Origin of the sequence: Mesonia aquimarina, from assembly GCF_003667275.1 — a bacterium.
GTDB lineage: Bacteria > Bacteroidota > Bacteroidia > Flavobacteriales > Flavobacteriaceae > Mesonia > Mesonia aquimarina.
This window is the reverse complement of the sequence record NZ_RCNV01000007.1, coordinates 82,452-98,856: the sequence shown is the minus strand read 5'-3', so window position 1 is coordinate 98,856 and position 16,405 is coordinate 82,452. Positions and strand designations below refer to the sequence as shown.

The window sequence follows — 16,405 nt, the reverse complement described above, 5'->3', positions numbered from 1 at the left end:
CGGAGTTCGAACCTGTAACTAGCGCTCCGTTACACGAGGAGGTAACGGAGCTAATTTAAAAATTATTTAAAATGAGAAAAACTGAAAAAATCACCGGAAACGATTTAATCAATATGGGATTTCCACCAGCAAAATGGTATAGAGAAGCTCTAGAATATATTAACGAAAATAATTTAAGTAAATCTGAAATGGAAAATTACTTGGAGCAATTCAGATTACCGGAAAAAATAGGACTTTTAGAATCTCCAGTTCCATACAGTTTTAATTTAGAGGCAGAAAATGAACAAGAAATTGATAATGTAACCAAGGTTAGAGCAACTATGGAAAAACTAATGAAAACGCCAACGGTTGTCTCTGGATCTGTAATGCCTGATGCTTGCCCAGCCGGACCTGAAGGAACAATTCCTGTAGGAGGAGTGGTAGCTACTAAAAATGCCATCCATCCAGGAATGCATAGCGCAGATATTTGCTGTTCTGTAATGCTAACCGATTTTGGAAACACAAATCCTAAAACTGTTCTAGATATTGCTCAACAATCAACTCACTTTGGTCCCGGTGGAAGGCCAAGAGGACAACAATTTAAAATGACCGAGGAATTAGAACAAGCTTTTAAAGCTAACATGTTTTTAAATGATAAAAAATCATTATCGATCGCTCAAGAACATTTAGCAACGCAAGGTGATGGTAACCACTTTCTATATGTTGGAATTTCCGAAAAAACAGGCAACACCATGTTAATTACGCATCACGGTTCTAGAGGCCCAGGAGCAAGATTGTATAAACAGGGAATGCACATTGCCGAACGTTTTAGAAAATTAATTTCTCCTGAAACATTAAAACAAAATGCTTGGATCCCGTATGATACTGAAGAAGGAAAATTATATTGGGAAGCATTGCAAATTATCAGAAAATGGACAAAATTAAACCATGAACTTATTCATGATGCAATTCTAGAAAAAACTGAAACAGAAAAACAAAATAGATTTTGGAACGAGCATAATTTTGTTTTTAAAGACGGAGAAACTTTCTATCACGCTAAAGGAGCTACACCACTAGATAGTAAGTATATGCCGGATATCACAGGTCCAAGATTAATTCCTTTAAATATGGCTGAACCGGTTTTAATTGTTGAAGGGGATACTAATGATAATAATTTAGGTTTTGCACCACATGGTGCAGGTAGAAATATGAGTCGATCTCAGCACAAAAGAAATCTCGCTCACCTAACCGATGAGGAAATTTTTAAAAATGAAACTAAAGGCTTAGATATTCGGTTTTTTTCAAATGAAATTGATATTTCTGAATTACCAACTGCTTACAAATCTGCTTCAACCGTACGAGCACAAATGAGTCAATTTAAGCTTGGCGCTGTAATTGACGAAGTAAATCCCTATGGTTGCATTATGGCAGGTGATTGGCAGAAAAATGCTCCTTGGAGAAAACGTAGAAGGAAGAAGAAAAGAAAAGGTTAATCTTAAAAAGATAGAGGCTGTCTAAAAAGGTAAAAAAAGCTTCATTCTGAATTTATTTCAGAATCTCATATTACTGAAATACAAACCAGTATGAGAACCTGAATCAAGTTCAGGTTGACAAAAATAGACTTTTTAGACGTCCTCTTTAAAATTAGTCTTTTAATCCTTTTTCTAAAACATCTTTAATTCCTTCCAAATTATCGGTAAACGCCATCATTTGATTTAGCATTTGTGCCATTTCGTTTTTACTGCCTAAGCCTTTCAACTTATTGTTTTTTACGAAAGTTTCTTTAATGGTTTCCCAACGCTCACTTTCATGCGGACTTAAATTGTTCCGAAGTTCTTTAAACTTCAATAAATTTGCTTCTGCGGAAGTAGTTAAGGTTTGCGATTCACTTTCATAATGAGACAGTAATAAAGTAGAAAGTTCTTCTTTATTCATAATTGGCACCACTTTTCCGATCAATTTATTCATATCTCTATAAGAACCTTGTAATTTAAATGGTGGTTCTGTTCTGTATTCGTCTTCCATCGCAGCAGATTTGATGTAGGTTTCATTTACCCGCAATACGGTATCTCTTATCGTAATGACTTTCTCTAATACAGAAACGTAATCTTGAATTTCTTGTGGTGTATGATTACCTTCTAATTGAATTTCAGGATTGTTATTTTCTACACGATCAATCAGCTTATAAATATCGTCAAAATTCTTACTGCTTAACTGCTGCAAAGTTGTATTAGAGGTGAGTGCATTTTCTATCAAACTCAACTTGAATAAATCTGAAGTATCCCCAATTACATCTCCTAAATTATAAATATCGGCTCGATTTGCCAACATATCAGGGACCCTGAATTTTTCTCCGCTTTCGGTATAGGGGTTTCCTGCCATAATCACACAGAATTTCTTTCCGCGTAAATCGTAGGTTTTAGATTTCTCTTTGTAAACTCCTTCTATTTTTCGAGTTCCGTCGGAAAGTGAAATAAACTTCTGTAAAAATTCGGGGTGGCAATGCTGAATGTCATCTAAATACAACATCACATTATTTCCCATTTCAAAAGCTAAATTCAGGCGTTTTAATTCTTCTCGCGCTGCAGAATTATTGGCTGCTGCAGGATCTACCGAAGTTACTTCGTGCCCAATTGCCGGCCCGTTAATTTTCATAAATACCAATCCTAATCGGTTAGCGATATATTCCATCAAAGTAGTTTTACCGTAACCCGGTGGCGAAATTAATAGCAACATCCCCATTCTATCCGTCCGTTTATTGTCGCCCACGGTTCCCAATTGCTTGGAGAGATTATCTCCAAAAAGCGGTAAATACACTTCGTTGATCAGTTTATTTCTTACGAAAGAAGTTAATACGCGAGGTTTTAATTCTTCCAGCTTCAATTCTTCTTTTAAACTTTCAGTAATCTCATGTTTTGCTTTTTTAAACTGCTGAAATGCCGGAACTACTTCTTCAATATATTCCGCTAAATTTTCAATGAATTGATGGTAATTAAATTGAAATTCACCTTCTTTTAAACTTGGATGATCTCCTTTTAAATTTTGAATGCTTTCGCTTGCCGGAATGTGTTTTACTTTTTCAACCGAATCATCGGAAAATAAAATCACGCTCACCACTTCATCTAAATAGTTTTCATCATAGTTAGTGGAAGAAGTTCTAAGGAAAGATTTCACCCATTGTCGGATCAGCTGAATTTTAGCTTCCAGCTCATCCAATTTTTCATAACTATTTTTAAATTTCAGATCGGCTTGTTTTTGCTGAAGCGTCTTCATGAAATCTTCTTTCATTTTCAGTGCATCTCCACTAATTTGAAACTGATCGTCGTCTTGCAATTCTTCAAATAAATAACTCGCCATCGCTTTGCTACTTTCTGAAGAAAACAACACCGAATTCTCAGCAACTTGCAAGATTTCTTTTTCTAATTGCTGCAATAAAAAATCGTATTCTTTGGTATCCGGAAAAAAGCTCAACACTTCTCCTGAAGATTTTAAAGCTTCATTAAATTTCTGTTGAATTTCTTCAGGTAAACTATGCCAAAAAAAATGTGCTTGTGCTCTGGTTTTAGGTGAAAAACGAAGCAAACCTAACTCTTGATGTTTACGAACCAGAACCGACAAAATATCGACAGCATCACGATCGTGAACTCCTTTTACATAACCTTCAGCATAATTGCTACTGCTTTGCTCTTGAACAATTTTCAACAGCTCTTCTGCGTTTGCATTCACTAAAGTTGAAAACGGTAAACTGCGGAATAATTTATAGGCTAAATACGCACTTCGATACACCTCATCACTTTCAGAAATATACTCTTGATCCCAAAGACTTCTGGAATTTAATAAGGTTGAATTAGTGACTTCTTCGTAAAAATCTGTTCCTGTTAAATGATATTGTAATTCATTATTTCGGTAAACAATGGTTAAATCGAGGTTTTGCTTGTTTACTCCAAATTTATGTTTCCCAAATTTGATGACGTTGTCGCCGTCTTCATATAACTCTAACTTATCTTTTAGCTTACGTAACGCATCTTCTCGAGCAACTTTTAATTTGGTTTCGATCTCTTCTGCTCGACCAGAATTTTCTAAATTTTTTAATTGCTGAATAATGTCCCGAAGCTTATTCACCATTAAGTCAGATGCAAAATAGCCATTGATCTCGTTCGCAGAACCTAAATTTAAGGCTCGCTTATCTACTCCTTTCAAAATTCTTTCAGCAGCATTTTCTAGCGCTAAACTTCGCTTATTACGTTTTTCTGTAATCGAGTTTTTTCTAGCTTCAAAGGCATTGTAAACTTCTTCTCGCTTTTCGATGATTTGGGTAATAAAGACATCAAAATCGGCAAATTTACCTTCTAGCTCTTCTAACTGAATTGAAATTTTAGTTTGAAAATCATCGGTTTTTTCTACGGTATCGGCAATATCTAAATAATTGATAATGCTCTGATCAATCAATTTTAACTGCGCTGCAAAATCGGCTTTGGCTTCTTTACTGCCTAAATTTTTGCGCTTGTTTTTAATCGCTGCTTTTAACTGATTGAGTGTTGCAAAAATCAACGAAATATTATCAATGATTTTAGTTGAATGTGAAGTGTCTTCAATATCGAGGTTAGAAACAATTTCAATAAGCATTTCTAACTCTTGCGCAATTTGATTGACTTCTTCTTCTAACTTTTTGGCGTCGATAACTTTCTCTATGCGATCGAGTGTTTGCTCTTTTTCTTCAACTTTTTGATGATACGGAGCTAAGGCTTTATCGTCTAATAAAAACTGCACACAACGCTGAGAAATTTTCTCGGTATATGTTGCTATTTCTTCTTCAATAGATTTGATGAACTTTTCATCGATATACCTAATTTCATACAAACCAATCGCTTCCCCTCTTAAGGTCCGCATCTGATTTAAAAGCTTCACAAAATCTTCGATAGATTTAAACGAAGTGCTTTTTACTTTAGAAAAAACTTCTTCTGCTTTCTTAGTGAATTTTTCGGTTTCTTTTTTCGCATTTCGCTTCAGCTGAACGACTTTCTCAAACTCGTCGATTGCCGAATTTGCAGCTTTATTAATTTCAACTAAAGGAAGATTTAACTGTTGCGTTTCTTCTTCAGATAGCCAATAATAAGCGTCTAAAATGTCTTTAGAAAGCTTGGCTACGTCGTCATAAAGTCCGCTATAATTATCTTCTTTGCTCAGGAGATTAATTAATTCTTGTGCTTCGGCCATCGCACGAACAATGTCTTTATTACCAATTTTATACAACATCGTGTCTTGATGCTGCGAAGGCATAATATCACCTTTTAAAAATGGCGTTTGCCAAATTTGCACCATATGATGCTTAGTCTGATCGTCTTCCCCTTTAAAATAGCATAATTCACCATTGGGCTGAACGGTATATCCGTTACAAATAATAGGTGTTTGTACGGTTTGCTCGATCACATTGTAAGACATTAACACATACATCCCACGATCTTGTGCGTAAAACACAAAGAGGTAATCTTCTCCATTTGGGGAAGCTATTCGCTTTTGAAATTTTAAGTTTTGCGTGTCACTATCAAAAATCTGATATTCCCCGGTTTGCAAGTAATACCCGTTGGGGAAAATTATTCCTTGTTCATCGGGTAGTAAAACAGCAGCATCCTTTATGCTATCTATTTTTTGAACTTCTTGTAATTTATGATTGTAAACAAAATAACGAGCGTCTTCTTGAAAAGGTTTAATCTCTAACACAATAAGATTACCCAAGTTAGCAAACCTAAACTGACCGTCATCTAAGGTTTGATCTTGGTATTCTACAGGCTCGTTATAAATTCCTTTTCCGTCGTTGGTATTATCTTCAATTTTAATGGTGAGATCGCCGCCAATGGTTTCAACAAACACTCTATCTAAAATAGAAATGTGAGCGTGTTCACCGTGGCGTTGTTCGTCTCTTCCAGCTTGTTGCCAATTGAATTCATGCTGCTGCGGAAATTTATATTCGTGCTCACTTCGATTATCAATGTAGTTTAACTTCCCATCCTTAATTAACCATTTAAAGGTTTTAATATCGGTTACACTATCACTCAGTTGAAAAACCATATGCAAGTAATTACCAATAACGGCAAACTTGGAAAAAATGGTATTTCTGTAATATTTGTAAAGGTTGGTAAAATCAGTCTGAAAGGTATCATTTTCGATCAATGCTAATGATACCGGCTCAAATTGCTGATCTTTATATTGATAAATACTGAAGACATCTTCTAATGTGATTTCAGTTCGTAAACCAAAATGAACATTATAGCCGAAAATGCAAAGCTCATCGATAGAAACGATATCTCTGGCAATACAGTTATTCTCTGTATTGATGCGATTATTGGCGATGAGTTTAGTTTCCAAAGAACCGAAAACTTCTTTTCTGTTTTCGTTAAGTTGCTGCAACCGCTGTTGAAGCTCTTGCTTCTGCTTTTGCAATCTGCTCTTTATAATCTCGTAAGTACCGCCGTCTAAGGCTTGGTTGTTTTGTTCTTCTTCTTGCATAGTAATTTTTGAACAAGAGGTTAGTGTGATTCCTTCTGAATATTAAAAAGAAATTGAATTGTATTTAAAATGAACTTCATGCTGAGCTTGACTCAGCATCAAATCCTCATTTTGAAATCATCTAAATGAGACCCTGAAACAAGTTCAGGGTGACACTCAATTTTAGGTGCTATATAGTTCTCGACTCCGCTCGTATTGAGTTTCGCCGAATGACTTGAACTGAAAGCAAATCACAATCCAGCATGAAAATGATTGTAATCTTCTATAAAAACCTACAAGATTTTCTAAACCTTGTAGGTTAATTTTAGTTTAGCTTAAACGCTCTTTTCCTACAGCTCCAATGGTCTTATTCGATAATCCTAAGCCTTCAGCCAGATTAAATAAATTATTGAACATTGTATGTTCTTTATCACTATTAGTTCTATTCTTTAAATCGATTAAAAGATTCGCAATGGTTAGGTTTTTTAAATCTTCTGTGGATATTCCATATTTGGCAGCAAACTCCCTTACTTTTTCTAATAAATTACCTTTAATATCATCACTTCCCAAAATTGAATCTTTTACCTGCTGAATGTTCTCACTATTTTGGACCAGTCTATCTATACCTTTACCTCGACTAATTTGCGATACAATATTATCGAAGAACATCGTTTCGCCTCCAACAATATCAATCTTCGCTTGTTTCAGAGCGTCACCTAGAACCTGTGCCTGGGCATCAGCAATATCTTTTTGAATATTTATATTGGCTAAATCAATTTGCAATTCTTTATCTAAGCGTAATTTAAACTCTTCGTGATCTTTACCTACACCGTCAAGTTTTTTCATTGCAGCGGCTTTTTCTTCAATTCCGGCAGCATCTGCTAACGCTTTTTCTTTAATAACTTCAGCTTCAGCTTTTCCTTCTTTTCTAGAAGCTTCCGCTTTTGCTTCGATACCGGCAGCTTCTGCTTTCGCTTTTTTCTCGATAATAGAAGCATCTACAATTCCTTGACGCTCATTAGCATCTGCTTTTGCGTGCATTACCTGAGCCTCAGACATACCGATAATCGCTTCTTCTTTGGCTTGAGCTTCGGCTAATGTTTTTCTGGCTTCTGCTTCTTTTTCACTGGCATCTTTACGAGCCATCGCTTCAATATTAATTTCTTCTGCTTTTTGTTTTGCCGCTTCTTTTTGAGCTTCAGCAGCTTTAATGGTTTTAATTAATTCTTCTTGTGCGTGAGCTTCGGCATTAGTTACTTTTACTTTCTTATCACGATCGGCAGTTTTAAAGGCTTCAATATCTTTCATATTTTCTTGCTCCTCAACTACTCCTTTCTCTAACATCACACGATCTCTAATGACATCTTGAATGTTTTTCTTCTCAACTTCAACTACTTTTTCTTTTTCAATTTGAGCTAAAGTGACCACACGTTCTCGTTCTGTAGCTTCAAGCAAACGATCTTTTTCTACGCGTTCCGTTTCCACAGCATCGGTACGTAGTTTATTTTTCTCTGCTACAATAATTTGACGGTTCATATTCTCTTCTGCAACCTTCACCTTTTCTTCGGTAGCAATACGGGCGGTTTCAGACTTTAAGCGCTCTTCTTCTGCCACTTTTAGTGTTTCGGCCCCTTCTCTTGCTTTAATGTTGGCAATTTCACGCTTTTGAGACTCTTCTTTTTCAGCCAGTTGCTTATCTAGTTCAAGAATAGCTTCCCGTGCTTCTACATCTTGTTTACGGATGGTTTTTTCTTCGTCACGTTTAATTAAATTGGCTTTTACATTTTGAGCAGCGGTAAGATCGGTGATCTTTTTTATTCCCTCTGCATCTAAAATATTATCTGCTTTTAAATGTTGTACAGGAGTTTGCTCTAAGAAATCTATCGCACAATCTTCTAGGGTGTAGCCGTTAAGATCTGTACCAATAATATTAACAATCTCGTCTCTAAATTCTCGACGCGCCTCGTAAAGTTCGATAAATTCAAACTTTTTACCGACGGTTTTTAAAGCTTCAGAAAACTTAGCTTCAAAGAGATCTTCTAAAGTTTCTATTCGAGAAGCTCTAGCAACACCAATAGTCTGTGCTACTTTTTTAATGTAGCTAATGTCATTATTAACCCGAACGAAAAAAGCGACTTTAATATCTGCTCTCATATTGTCTTTACAGATAAGACCTTCGTGTGCCTGACGTTCGATTTGAATTTTCTTTACCGAAACGTCCATAATTTCAACACGGTGAAAAACCGGTACTACATACAGCCCTTTGTCGGTTGCTACTTTTGTTCCTCCAAAACCAGTACGAATAAGCGCTTGACCTTGATGAACTTTTTTGTAAAACATCGCGATTATAGCAAAGTATATCACGATTAAGAATAAGACTAATCCCAGTCCTATCCCGATAATAGGTAAAATTCCTTCCATAATAAATTAAGTTAAATTAGTTATAGGTTTGTACTAAAAAATAATTGTTATCGTTCGATTTGTTGATAATTAAAATTTCTTGATGATAGGCTATTGTTGATCCATCGAGTGATTTCACATAAATATTGTAAGAGTTGCCATCAATAATCACTTCGGCATTCCCCATTCGTTCTTCAGTAATGGTAGAAAGCATCACGCCACGTCTACCAATATAATCAACTGCTTTATCACCATCTTTATTTAGATTTTTAAAGAACTTCTTGAACGGTGTGGTAATGATTTTTGTAATAATAAGCGCCGGAATAAAGGCTAAAATCATTATTAAAAAACCGAAACTTGAATCGTAAGTATAAGTAATACTTGTGGTAAACACGGTAATAAACCACCAAACAAAAACCCAACATGTAAAAGTGAACATAAATGGCAGCCCGACGAAATTGAAATAAATTAAAAAAACCTGCCACCATTTAAGTGGCTGTCGCCGTTTACCGACGACTGTATCTTTATGAACCTCGGCATTAGAAACATCTTGAAAATCCATATTTCCACCTTCGATCCCTACATCGGCATCTACATCCACATCAATATCTACATCAACATCTAAGTCAAAATCAATTCCGCTAATCATGGTTAAAATCCAGTAAGCGATAAGCAAGATAAGTAAGCAGGTAAGTACCAGGTTTACTTCAGAAAATATGATATTGAATAAATCGTTCAATGTTACGCGTCTTTGTTATTAAGTCCTAACTGTTCTTTAAGTTTAGATAAATCGTCATCGGCTTTTGCTTCAGAACTATCTGCAGCTTTCTCAAGCTCTTCATCTATCGATTTAGATGCATTTGCAATATCGCCATAAGCTTCTGCTAAAGCTTCTTCTTGTGCCACTTTTTCTTTCATACGTTCTAGCATAGAAACCGTGCTTGAGCTATCAATTTCTGCCATTTGTTTGTTTAAGTTCTTAGTTGCACTTGATACTTTTACGCGGGCTTTTAAAGTTTTAAGTTCATTCTCCCAGTTACTGATGTTGGCTTTAATTCCCTGAATATTATTTTCAAGTTGAATAATAGATTCATTGAACTTTTTCACTTCTTCTTTAGCACGTGTTACGTGTTGTTGTGATTCTTCTTTTTTTAATAAAGCTTGTTTAGCAAGACGATCTGCCTCCTCTTTTTCCATCTGTTCTTTTTCGGCTTTTTTCAAGATTAAAATAGCTTTATTATGATAATCTTCCGCTTTATCTTGATGTTCTTCCTGATCATTTTTTGCTCGAATAGCTAATGCTTTTACTTGAGCTAAAGCTTCTAGACTCTTTTCTAAGTCTTGTTTCATGTCTCTAATTCCTTGTTCAGTCATTTTAATAGGGTCTTCCATCTTGTCAATGGTAGAATTGGCTTCTGACTGACCTATTTTAAATAATCGTCTAAAAATGTTCATAACGGTAGTTTTTAATATTTTGAAAATTCTATTATTTTGTCTGAATATTCACTCATCAATAAGCTTAATGAATTTAATGAACCTTCAAGCTCATTAAGGTCTAAATTCTCTATTTGAAGGGTATCTCTAAAAATCACTCGCTTTCCGCTTTCATCAAGAACAAAGGCTCCATGAATAATATCTCTATTTTTTTGAAGAAGACTTTTAAAAATTTTATCAGATTGATTATTAATATTGAATACAAATTGTTCCATTATTAAAACTGGAGGGGAAACACCTAAAATCAAGTTTTTGATTCCAAAAGCTTCCTTTTGAACTACAATAAGTTCCTCATCACGATTCTCATAAGTTATATTGAAGTTCAATTCTAATAAATAGTTTTTTGTAATTTGAAAATGATCTTTCATCTGCAAATAAGTTTATAGGTTATTGAAATAAGTGACATAGCAATTGACTATTTTCAAAGATGAAAATTAATTTGGCATAAGTTATTAAAATTACGGTTAACATAATGAATAGTTTTAAAATTTAATTAACAGTTAACGCTAATTATTTTAGCTTAAATAAAATTTAAACCTAAATATTTAGCAAAAAAATGTATATTAGCTAATAATGTTAGGTAAATATACTAATAAAAATTATAATTGCAAATAAAATTAGCTAAATATGTCTTTTTTTGGTAAAAATATTAGGAAAATACGGAATGTAAAAAATATGAGTCAGCAAGCTTTCGCGGATCTTTTCAACTTAAAACGTGGAACGCTAGGAGCTTATGAGGAACAAAGAAGCGAACCTCGAATTGAAACAATAATAAAAATAGCTAATTATTTTAGCATCACAATAGATGATTTGCTAACAAAAGAATTAACGGTCAATCACCTTTTAAGATTTAAGGGAGATTTTTCTCTTAAAGAAGGCATCGGAATTCAAGAAAAATTTACAACTGTTCCCTGCATAACTGAAAAAAATAGTAAAGCTTATATTTCTAATTTTAAAAATGAAGTTTTTATTGATGAGTTGCCTTCATTACATCTTCCAATCAATCCTTCTAAAACATTTAGAGCTTATAGTGTTATCAATTTAGAAATGACCAACCACGATAGAGGTCTTTACCCTAAAGATATTGTTATTGGAGAATTTATACCAAAAGATATTTATAAAAAATTAAACAATGGCAATATTGTTCTTGGTTTGATTAATGATGACCTGATTTTAAGGAGACTATATATTACAAAGAATAAATTTATACTTCGGGCAGACCATAAAAATATAAACGATATTACTTGTAAAATAGAGGATGTAAAAGAATTATGGAAAATACGTTATGTGTTTTATAAAAGGATTCCTGAACATCATAGTGCTGAAAACCTGGAAGAAAAATTTCAGTTTTTAGAACAAGAACTAACTAAACTAAAAAATAAACTATAATTACTTTATAGTATCTTTTTTATGATAAACCCATTGGGTGATTCCACCTTTTAAATCATATATTTTTTTAAAGCCAGCTTCCTTTAAAATTTTCGCACATTTTTCACTTCTACCTCCTGAATGGCAATAAACTGCGACAGGTTTAGATTTATCTAGACTTGCTAACTTCTCAATAAAGTGCTCATCATATACAATGTTATGAGCTCCTTCAATATGACCCGATGCAAATTCTTTTTCTGTTCGCACATCAACTAATTGAGTAGATTCAATTTTAATGAGTTCTTCCATTTCATTGGGAGAAACCATCTGTATAGTTGATAAATCTTCTTTTGGTTGATCTTTACAGGCGATAGAAAAAAGAAAAATTACCGTAGTTAAATATAAGGTAAGTTTTTTAATAGACATTATTTTATGAAGTTTTTCGCTCTCCTTCCCAGTTAGAGAAACCACCAATTAAATTATAGGTGTTTTCAAATCCCATTTGATCTAGAATTTGACAAGCTTGAGAACTTCTTCCACCAGAACGACAATAAATGTAGTAGTTTTTAGATTTGTCTAATTTTTCTACCTCATCCATAAAAACTTGAGGTTGCTGAATATCAATTAATTTAGCATCTGCAATATAACCTTCGTCGTGTTCTTCTGGAGTTCTAACGTCTAAAATTTCTGCACTTTCATCTTTAGCAGTAAGCTCTCTCCACTCTTCTTGATTTATATCTTTCATTCTTTTTATTAATTTTATGCAAAAATAGCGATTAAAAAATTATCTGATGCTACAACCTATAGCTTTTGTGGTTTTAGGTTTTACTTCTTCATTTTTCAATAATGCTGTAATCGCTTTCTCCACAAAACGTTCTTTAACAGCATTTTCATCTTGGTAATTATCATCAATTGCCCCAATATAACGCACTATATTTTTATTGGATTCCTTTTCTAAAATATATACATGCGGTGTTTTTGTAGCTCCATATTTCGGATAAACCTTTTGACCTTCGTCTAATAAATAAGGAAAAGTAAAGCCTTTTTGCTTGGCTCTTATTTGCATATTCTCAAAACTATCGGTTTCATTTTTTTGAGGATCATTTGGATTAATTGCAATTACAGGAAAACCTTTAGATTTAAACTTTTTGTCTAAGGCTATAATTCTACTTTCATAAGCTTTTGCATACGGACAGTGATTGGTTGTAAAAATGACTATAAAACCTTTAGCTTTTTTAAAGTCTGCTAATGAAACCATTTTCCCGTCAATATTTTTTAAACTAAAATCTTCAGCAACATCTCCTATTTGATAACCCTCTGCGGAAGAGTTTGAATCCTCATCATTAAAAACGCTTTGGAAACCAAAAGCTGAAATAACAATTAATAAGGCAAGAACGGTAAGTATTTTAAGAGTTTTCATAGTATTTTATTACATTATTTTTTTAACCTCGGTTAAAAGCTCATCATAATTTGCAAAAGGTCGAGCTATAAATTTTGATGTATCATTTTTATAGATTAGCGTTGCAGGAATAGCGCCGTCCCAATCTGGATTGACCTTCGGGATCCATTGATTACTATTGGGATCGTCTAGCAAAATTACTTTAGAATTTATTCCTCTTTTCTTCAAAAAAGGTTTTAATTGCGAGTTTTTCATTTTTGGAAGATCTAAACTAACCAAAATTAATTCAACTTCCTCTTCCTCCTCTAACCTCAATAAATATGGCATTTCTTCGACACAAGGTTTACACCAAGTTGCCCAAAAATTGATTACATATAATTTATTATCATTTTTATTGAGGTTTTTTTTGAACCCGTTAAAATTTACGCTTTCAATTTTATCCTGTTGTTTATCTGTCGTCTTTTCTCCTTCATTTTTACAAGCTAAAAACAAAAGACAAAAAAATATAGGCAGTAAAAACTGCATTTTTAATTCTCTCATACGCAGTAAAACTAATCATAAAATCAGCAGCTTGTCAAGTTATTTAACAGGAGTTTAAATTTAAAAGCGCTAATTGCATTTTATCGATTAGAAAATTTAACAAATATTTAATTATAGTAATTCTATAATACCTTACATTTGTATATACAAATTTTGTAACAACATGAATATTGAAGAACGCATAAAAACCAGTGTCAAACTTCCTGAAAATAAGAAGTTACTTATCAATCTTCTTATGACAACTAATGAAGTTTCAACAACAATGGCTCTCGTTGTAAAGCCTTTTGGTATTTCTATGCAGCAATTTAATGTATTACGTATTTTAAGAGGTCAAAAAGGAAAACCGGCAAATTTAAGCACCATTCAAGATCGCATGGTTAGTAAAATGAGCAACACCACTCGCCTAGTTGATAAATTAGTCGAAAAGGACTTTGTAGAGCGACAAATTTGCGAGGCTAACCGAAGAAAAATTGAAATGTTTATCACTAAAAAAGGCCTAGCACTTTTAGAAGAAATTGATCCGAAAGTTGATAAAAGCGAACAATCCATTTTACAAGGCTTAAGTTCTTCTGAAATTAAAACACTAAACAATTTATTAGATAAAATTAGAGAGTAAAAAAATTTAATCAAACATTTGTATATACAATAATTATGGAAAAATATATTGAGAATTTAAATTGGAGATACGCTACAAAGCGCTACGAAGAAACAAAAAAAGTAAGCGAAAAAGATTTAGCAACCATAAAAAAAGCTTTACAATTATCGGCTTCCTCTTACGGATTGCAACCTTATGAAATCTTTGTAGTTGAAGATTCTGAAATAAGAAAAAAATTGCGAAAAGAATCTTGGGATCAACCTCAAATTACTGAGTCCTCTCAACTATTTGTTATTGCTTCTTATACAGAAGTAACGCAACAGCACTTAGATAATTATATCGAAAACATTAGTGTTACCAGAAATATTCCTGAAGAAAATTTAGAGCAATTAAAATCTATGATTCAGAATACCACTTTGCAACTACCACCAGATCAACAGAAAATTTGGGCTGCTAAACAAGCTTACATTGCCTTAGGAAATCTATTGAGTGCCGCTGCAGATTTAAAAATAGACGCTACCCCAATGGAAGGTTTTAGTCCGCAAGCTTATGATGAGATTTTAAACTTAAATGAAAAAGGACTTACAACTGCTGTCATTGCTGCCATTGGTTATAGAAGTGAAGAAGACCAAACGCAACACCTAAAAAAAGTACGAAAATCTAACGAAGAATTATTTACAACTATTTAATATTAAACTACAGAAATCATGAAAAAGAATGTATTAAAAGCGCTAGGCGCAACAACCTTAATCTTAACCTTAATTGCTTTTAAAGCAAATACCATGGAAAAGAAAAAAGTAAATGTAAACGAAAGTAAAATTGAATGGACCGGAGAAAAATTAACAGGTTCTCATGAAGGTACAATTCAGTTGAAAGATGGTTACTTTATGATGGATGGTGATAAAATTACCGGCGGAAAATTCGTAATGGATATGACTAGCATTAACGTTACCGATCTATCTGGAGAAAGCAAAGGAAAATTAGAAGGACATTTAAATTCTGACGACTTTTTTGGTGTAAAGAATTATCCAGAAGCAACCTTAGAAATTAAAAATGCGGCCAAAAAAGGAAACGTTTACGGGATTAGTGGAGAACTTACCATTAAAGGAAAAACAAAACCTGTAAACTTTGACTTAACTATGAACAGTAATTCTGCTACAACCAGTCTAACAATTGACCGTACTAAATACGGAATCCGTTATGGTTCTGGAAGTTTCTTCGATAATTTAGGAGATAACACTATTTATGATGAATTTGAATTAGATATTACCTTAAAATTCTAATTCTAGAAACTTATTTAGATTCTAACAAAACTGCTTCAAAACAAAGTGAGCTATCTTCGGACAAGTCCCTGAGAAATTGGTTGAAAAAAATTTTAAATTCTAAGCCAAACTTTAGAGTGTAACTCCCTTTGGCGGTACCAATAAAGCTTGTATTTTTGAAGCAGTTTTTATTTTTAGAAAATGGAAGAAATTTTAGTTGTCGATAATTACGATTCTTTTGTATATAATCTTGTTCATTATGTAGAAGCTTTTGATAAAAAAGTTATCGTAAAAAGAAATGATGCTATTTTCTTAGATGAAATAGAAAATTTTGACAAGATAATTTTATCACCCGGACCGGGAATTCCCGGTGAACGTAAAATTCTTTCAGAAATCATAAAAAAATACGGGGCAAAAAAATCTATTTTAGGAGTTTGTCTTGGTCAACAAGCCATTACTGAAGCTTTTGGCGGCAGTTTAATCAATTTAGATCAAGTTTATCACGGTGTGGCTTCAAGCATTTCTACCTGTGTTGAAGATGAAATTCTTTTTAAAAACTTCCCGAAAAAATTTAACGTTGGGCGTTACCATTCTTGGGTTGTAAATCATAAACTACCCGATGTTTTAGAAGCTACTGCGCTAGATGAAAACGGAATTGTAATGGCCTTAAGACATCGTCATTTTAATATAAAAGGCGTTCAATTTCATCCAGAATCTGTTCTTACCGAAAACGGAAAACAACTCATAAACAACTGGTTAGAGAGCTAACTTTTGCTCGATTTTATTAACTGTTTGTAGAATATTACAAGCTTTAATTGAGCATCAATTTCTGCATTAGTAATTTTGATTTGCTATTGCTCTTCAAAGAAAAATGCATAGCTT

The 16,405-nt window shown here is 33.5% G+C and carries 15 protein-coding genes; 6 read left to right on the top strand and 9 right to left on the bottom strand.

All coding sequences use genetic code 11. The annotated features are described in order from the left end of the window. Nucleotides 1-71: 71 nt before the first annotated feature. A complete protein-coding gene (locus tag D9R05_RS10275; RefSeq protein ID WP_121667138.1) occupies nt 72-1,472 on the top strand; it encodes an RtcB family protein in 1,401 nt (466 codons plus the stop codon). A 151-nt stretch (nt 1,473-1,623) separates the two neighbouring features. On the opposite strand, the gene D9R05_RS10270 is transcribed toward D9R05_RS10275, so the two are convergent. From D9R05_RS10270 to D9R05_RS10250, 5 genes are all read right to left on the bottom strand, one after another. Beyond that, complete coding sequence (locus tag D9R05_RS10270) at nt 1,624-6,486, bottom strand: DNA repair ATPase (RefSeq protein WP_121667137.1); 4,863 nt, start codon at nt 6,484-6,486, stop codon at nt 1,624-1,626. Between the two features lie 309 nt (nt 6,487-6,795). Continuing rightward, a complete protein-coding gene (locus tag D9R05_RS10265) occupies nt 6,796-8,886 on the bottom strand; it encodes a flotillin family protein (RefSeq protein WP_121667136.1) in 2,091 nt (696 codons plus the stop codon). Nucleotides 8,887-8,902: 16 nt separating this feature from the next. Beyond that, entirely contained in the window at nt 8,903-9,604 is a 702-nt protein-coding gene (locus D9R05_RS10260; RefSeq protein ID WP_121667135.1) for an OB-fold-containig protein, read from the bottom strand. A gap of 2 nt (nt 9,605-9,606) precedes the next feature. Further along, on the bottom strand, nt 9,607-10,320 hold the full coding sequence (locus D9R05_RS10255) for a PspA/IM30 family protein (protein WP_121667134.1): 714 nt from the start codon (nt 10,318-10,320) through the stop codon (nt 9,607-9,609). Between the two features lie 11 nt (nt 10,321-10,331). Continuing rightward, nucleotides 10,332-10,727, bottom strand: coding sequence for a molecular chaperone Tir (locus tag D9R05_RS10250; protein WP_121667133.1), 396 nt, complete (start codon nt 10,725-10,727; stop codon nt 10,332-10,334). Nucleotides 10,728-10,986: 259 nt separating this feature from the next. Here D9R05_RS10250 and D9R05_RS10245 point away from each other — a divergent pair, with 259 nt between their 5' ends. Beyond that, the gene (locus D9R05_RS10245) at nt 10,987-11,748 is read left to right on the top strand and encodes a helix-turn-helix domain-containing protein (RefSeq protein ID WP_121667132.1); all 762 of its coding nucleotides are present in this window, start codon (nt 10,987-10,989) and stop codon (nt 11,746-11,748) included. Here the strand turns inward: D9R05_RS10245 and D9R05_RS10240 are convergent, their stop codons facing one another. Genes D9R05_RS10240 through D9R05_RS10225 form a run of 4 tightly spaced genes read right to left on the bottom strand, consistent with a single transcriptional unit; the run spans nt 11,749 to nt 13,666 of the window. Then, a complete protein-coding gene (locus tag D9R05_RS10240) occupies nt 11,749-12,153 on the bottom strand; it encodes a rhodanese-like domain-containing protein (RefSeq protein WP_162984949.1) in 405 nt (134 codons plus the stop codon). Between the two features lie 4 nt (nt 12,154-12,157). Continuing rightward, nucleotides 12,158-12,472, bottom strand: a complete 315-nt coding sequence (locus tag D9R05_RS10235) for a rhodanese-like domain-containing protein (protein ID WP_121667131.1) — start codon at nt 12,470-12,472, stop codon at nt 12,158-12,160. Nucleotides 12,473-12,511: 39 nt separating this feature from the next. After that, a complete protein-coding gene (locus D9R05_RS10230) occupies nt 12,512-13,147 on the bottom strand; it encodes a thioredoxin family protein (RefSeq protein ID WP_121667130.1) in 636 nt (211 codons plus the stop codon). A gap of 9 nt (nt 13,148-13,156) precedes the next feature. Then, nucleotides 13,157-13,666 (bottom strand): TlpA disulfide reductase family protein, encoded by a 510-nt coding sequence (locus tag D9R05_RS10225; RefSeq protein ID WP_121667129.1) that lies wholly within the window; start codon nt 13,664-13,666, stop codon nt 13,157-13,159. A gap of 163 nt (nt 13,667-13,829) precedes the next feature. Between D9R05_RS10225 and D9R05_RS10220 the strand changes: the two genes are divergently transcribed. The 4 genes from D9R05_RS10220 (at nt 13,830) to D9R05_RS10205 (ending at nt 16,291) form a co-directional block, all read left to right on the top strand. After that, complete coding sequence (locus D9R05_RS10220) at nt 13,830-14,282, top strand: MarR family winged helix-turn-helix transcriptional regulator (RefSeq protein ID WP_121667128.1); 453 nt, start codon at nt 13,830-13,832, stop codon at nt 14,280-14,282. A 35-nt stretch (nt 14,283-14,317) separates the two neighbouring features. Continuing rightward, nucleotides 14,318-14,950: an NAD(P)H-dependent oxidoreductase gene (locus D9R05_RS10215; RefSeq protein ID WP_121667127.1), complete on the top strand. Its 633-nt coding sequence runs from the start codon at nt 14,318-14,320 to the stop codon at nt 14,948-14,950. A gap of 18 nt (nt 14,951-14,968) precedes the next feature. Beyond that, nucleotides 14,969-15,544, top strand: coding sequence for a YceI family protein (locus D9R05_RS10210; protein ID WP_121667126.1), 576 nt, complete (start codon nt 14,969-14,971; stop codon nt 15,542-15,544). A 180-nt stretch (nt 15,545-15,724) separates the two neighbouring features. Further along, entirely contained in the window at nt 15,725-16,291 is a 567-nt protein-coding gene (locus D9R05_RS10205) for an anthranilate synthase component II (RefSeq protein ID WP_121667125.1), read from the top strand. The last annotated feature ends 114 nt before the right edge of the window (nt 16,292-16,405 follow it).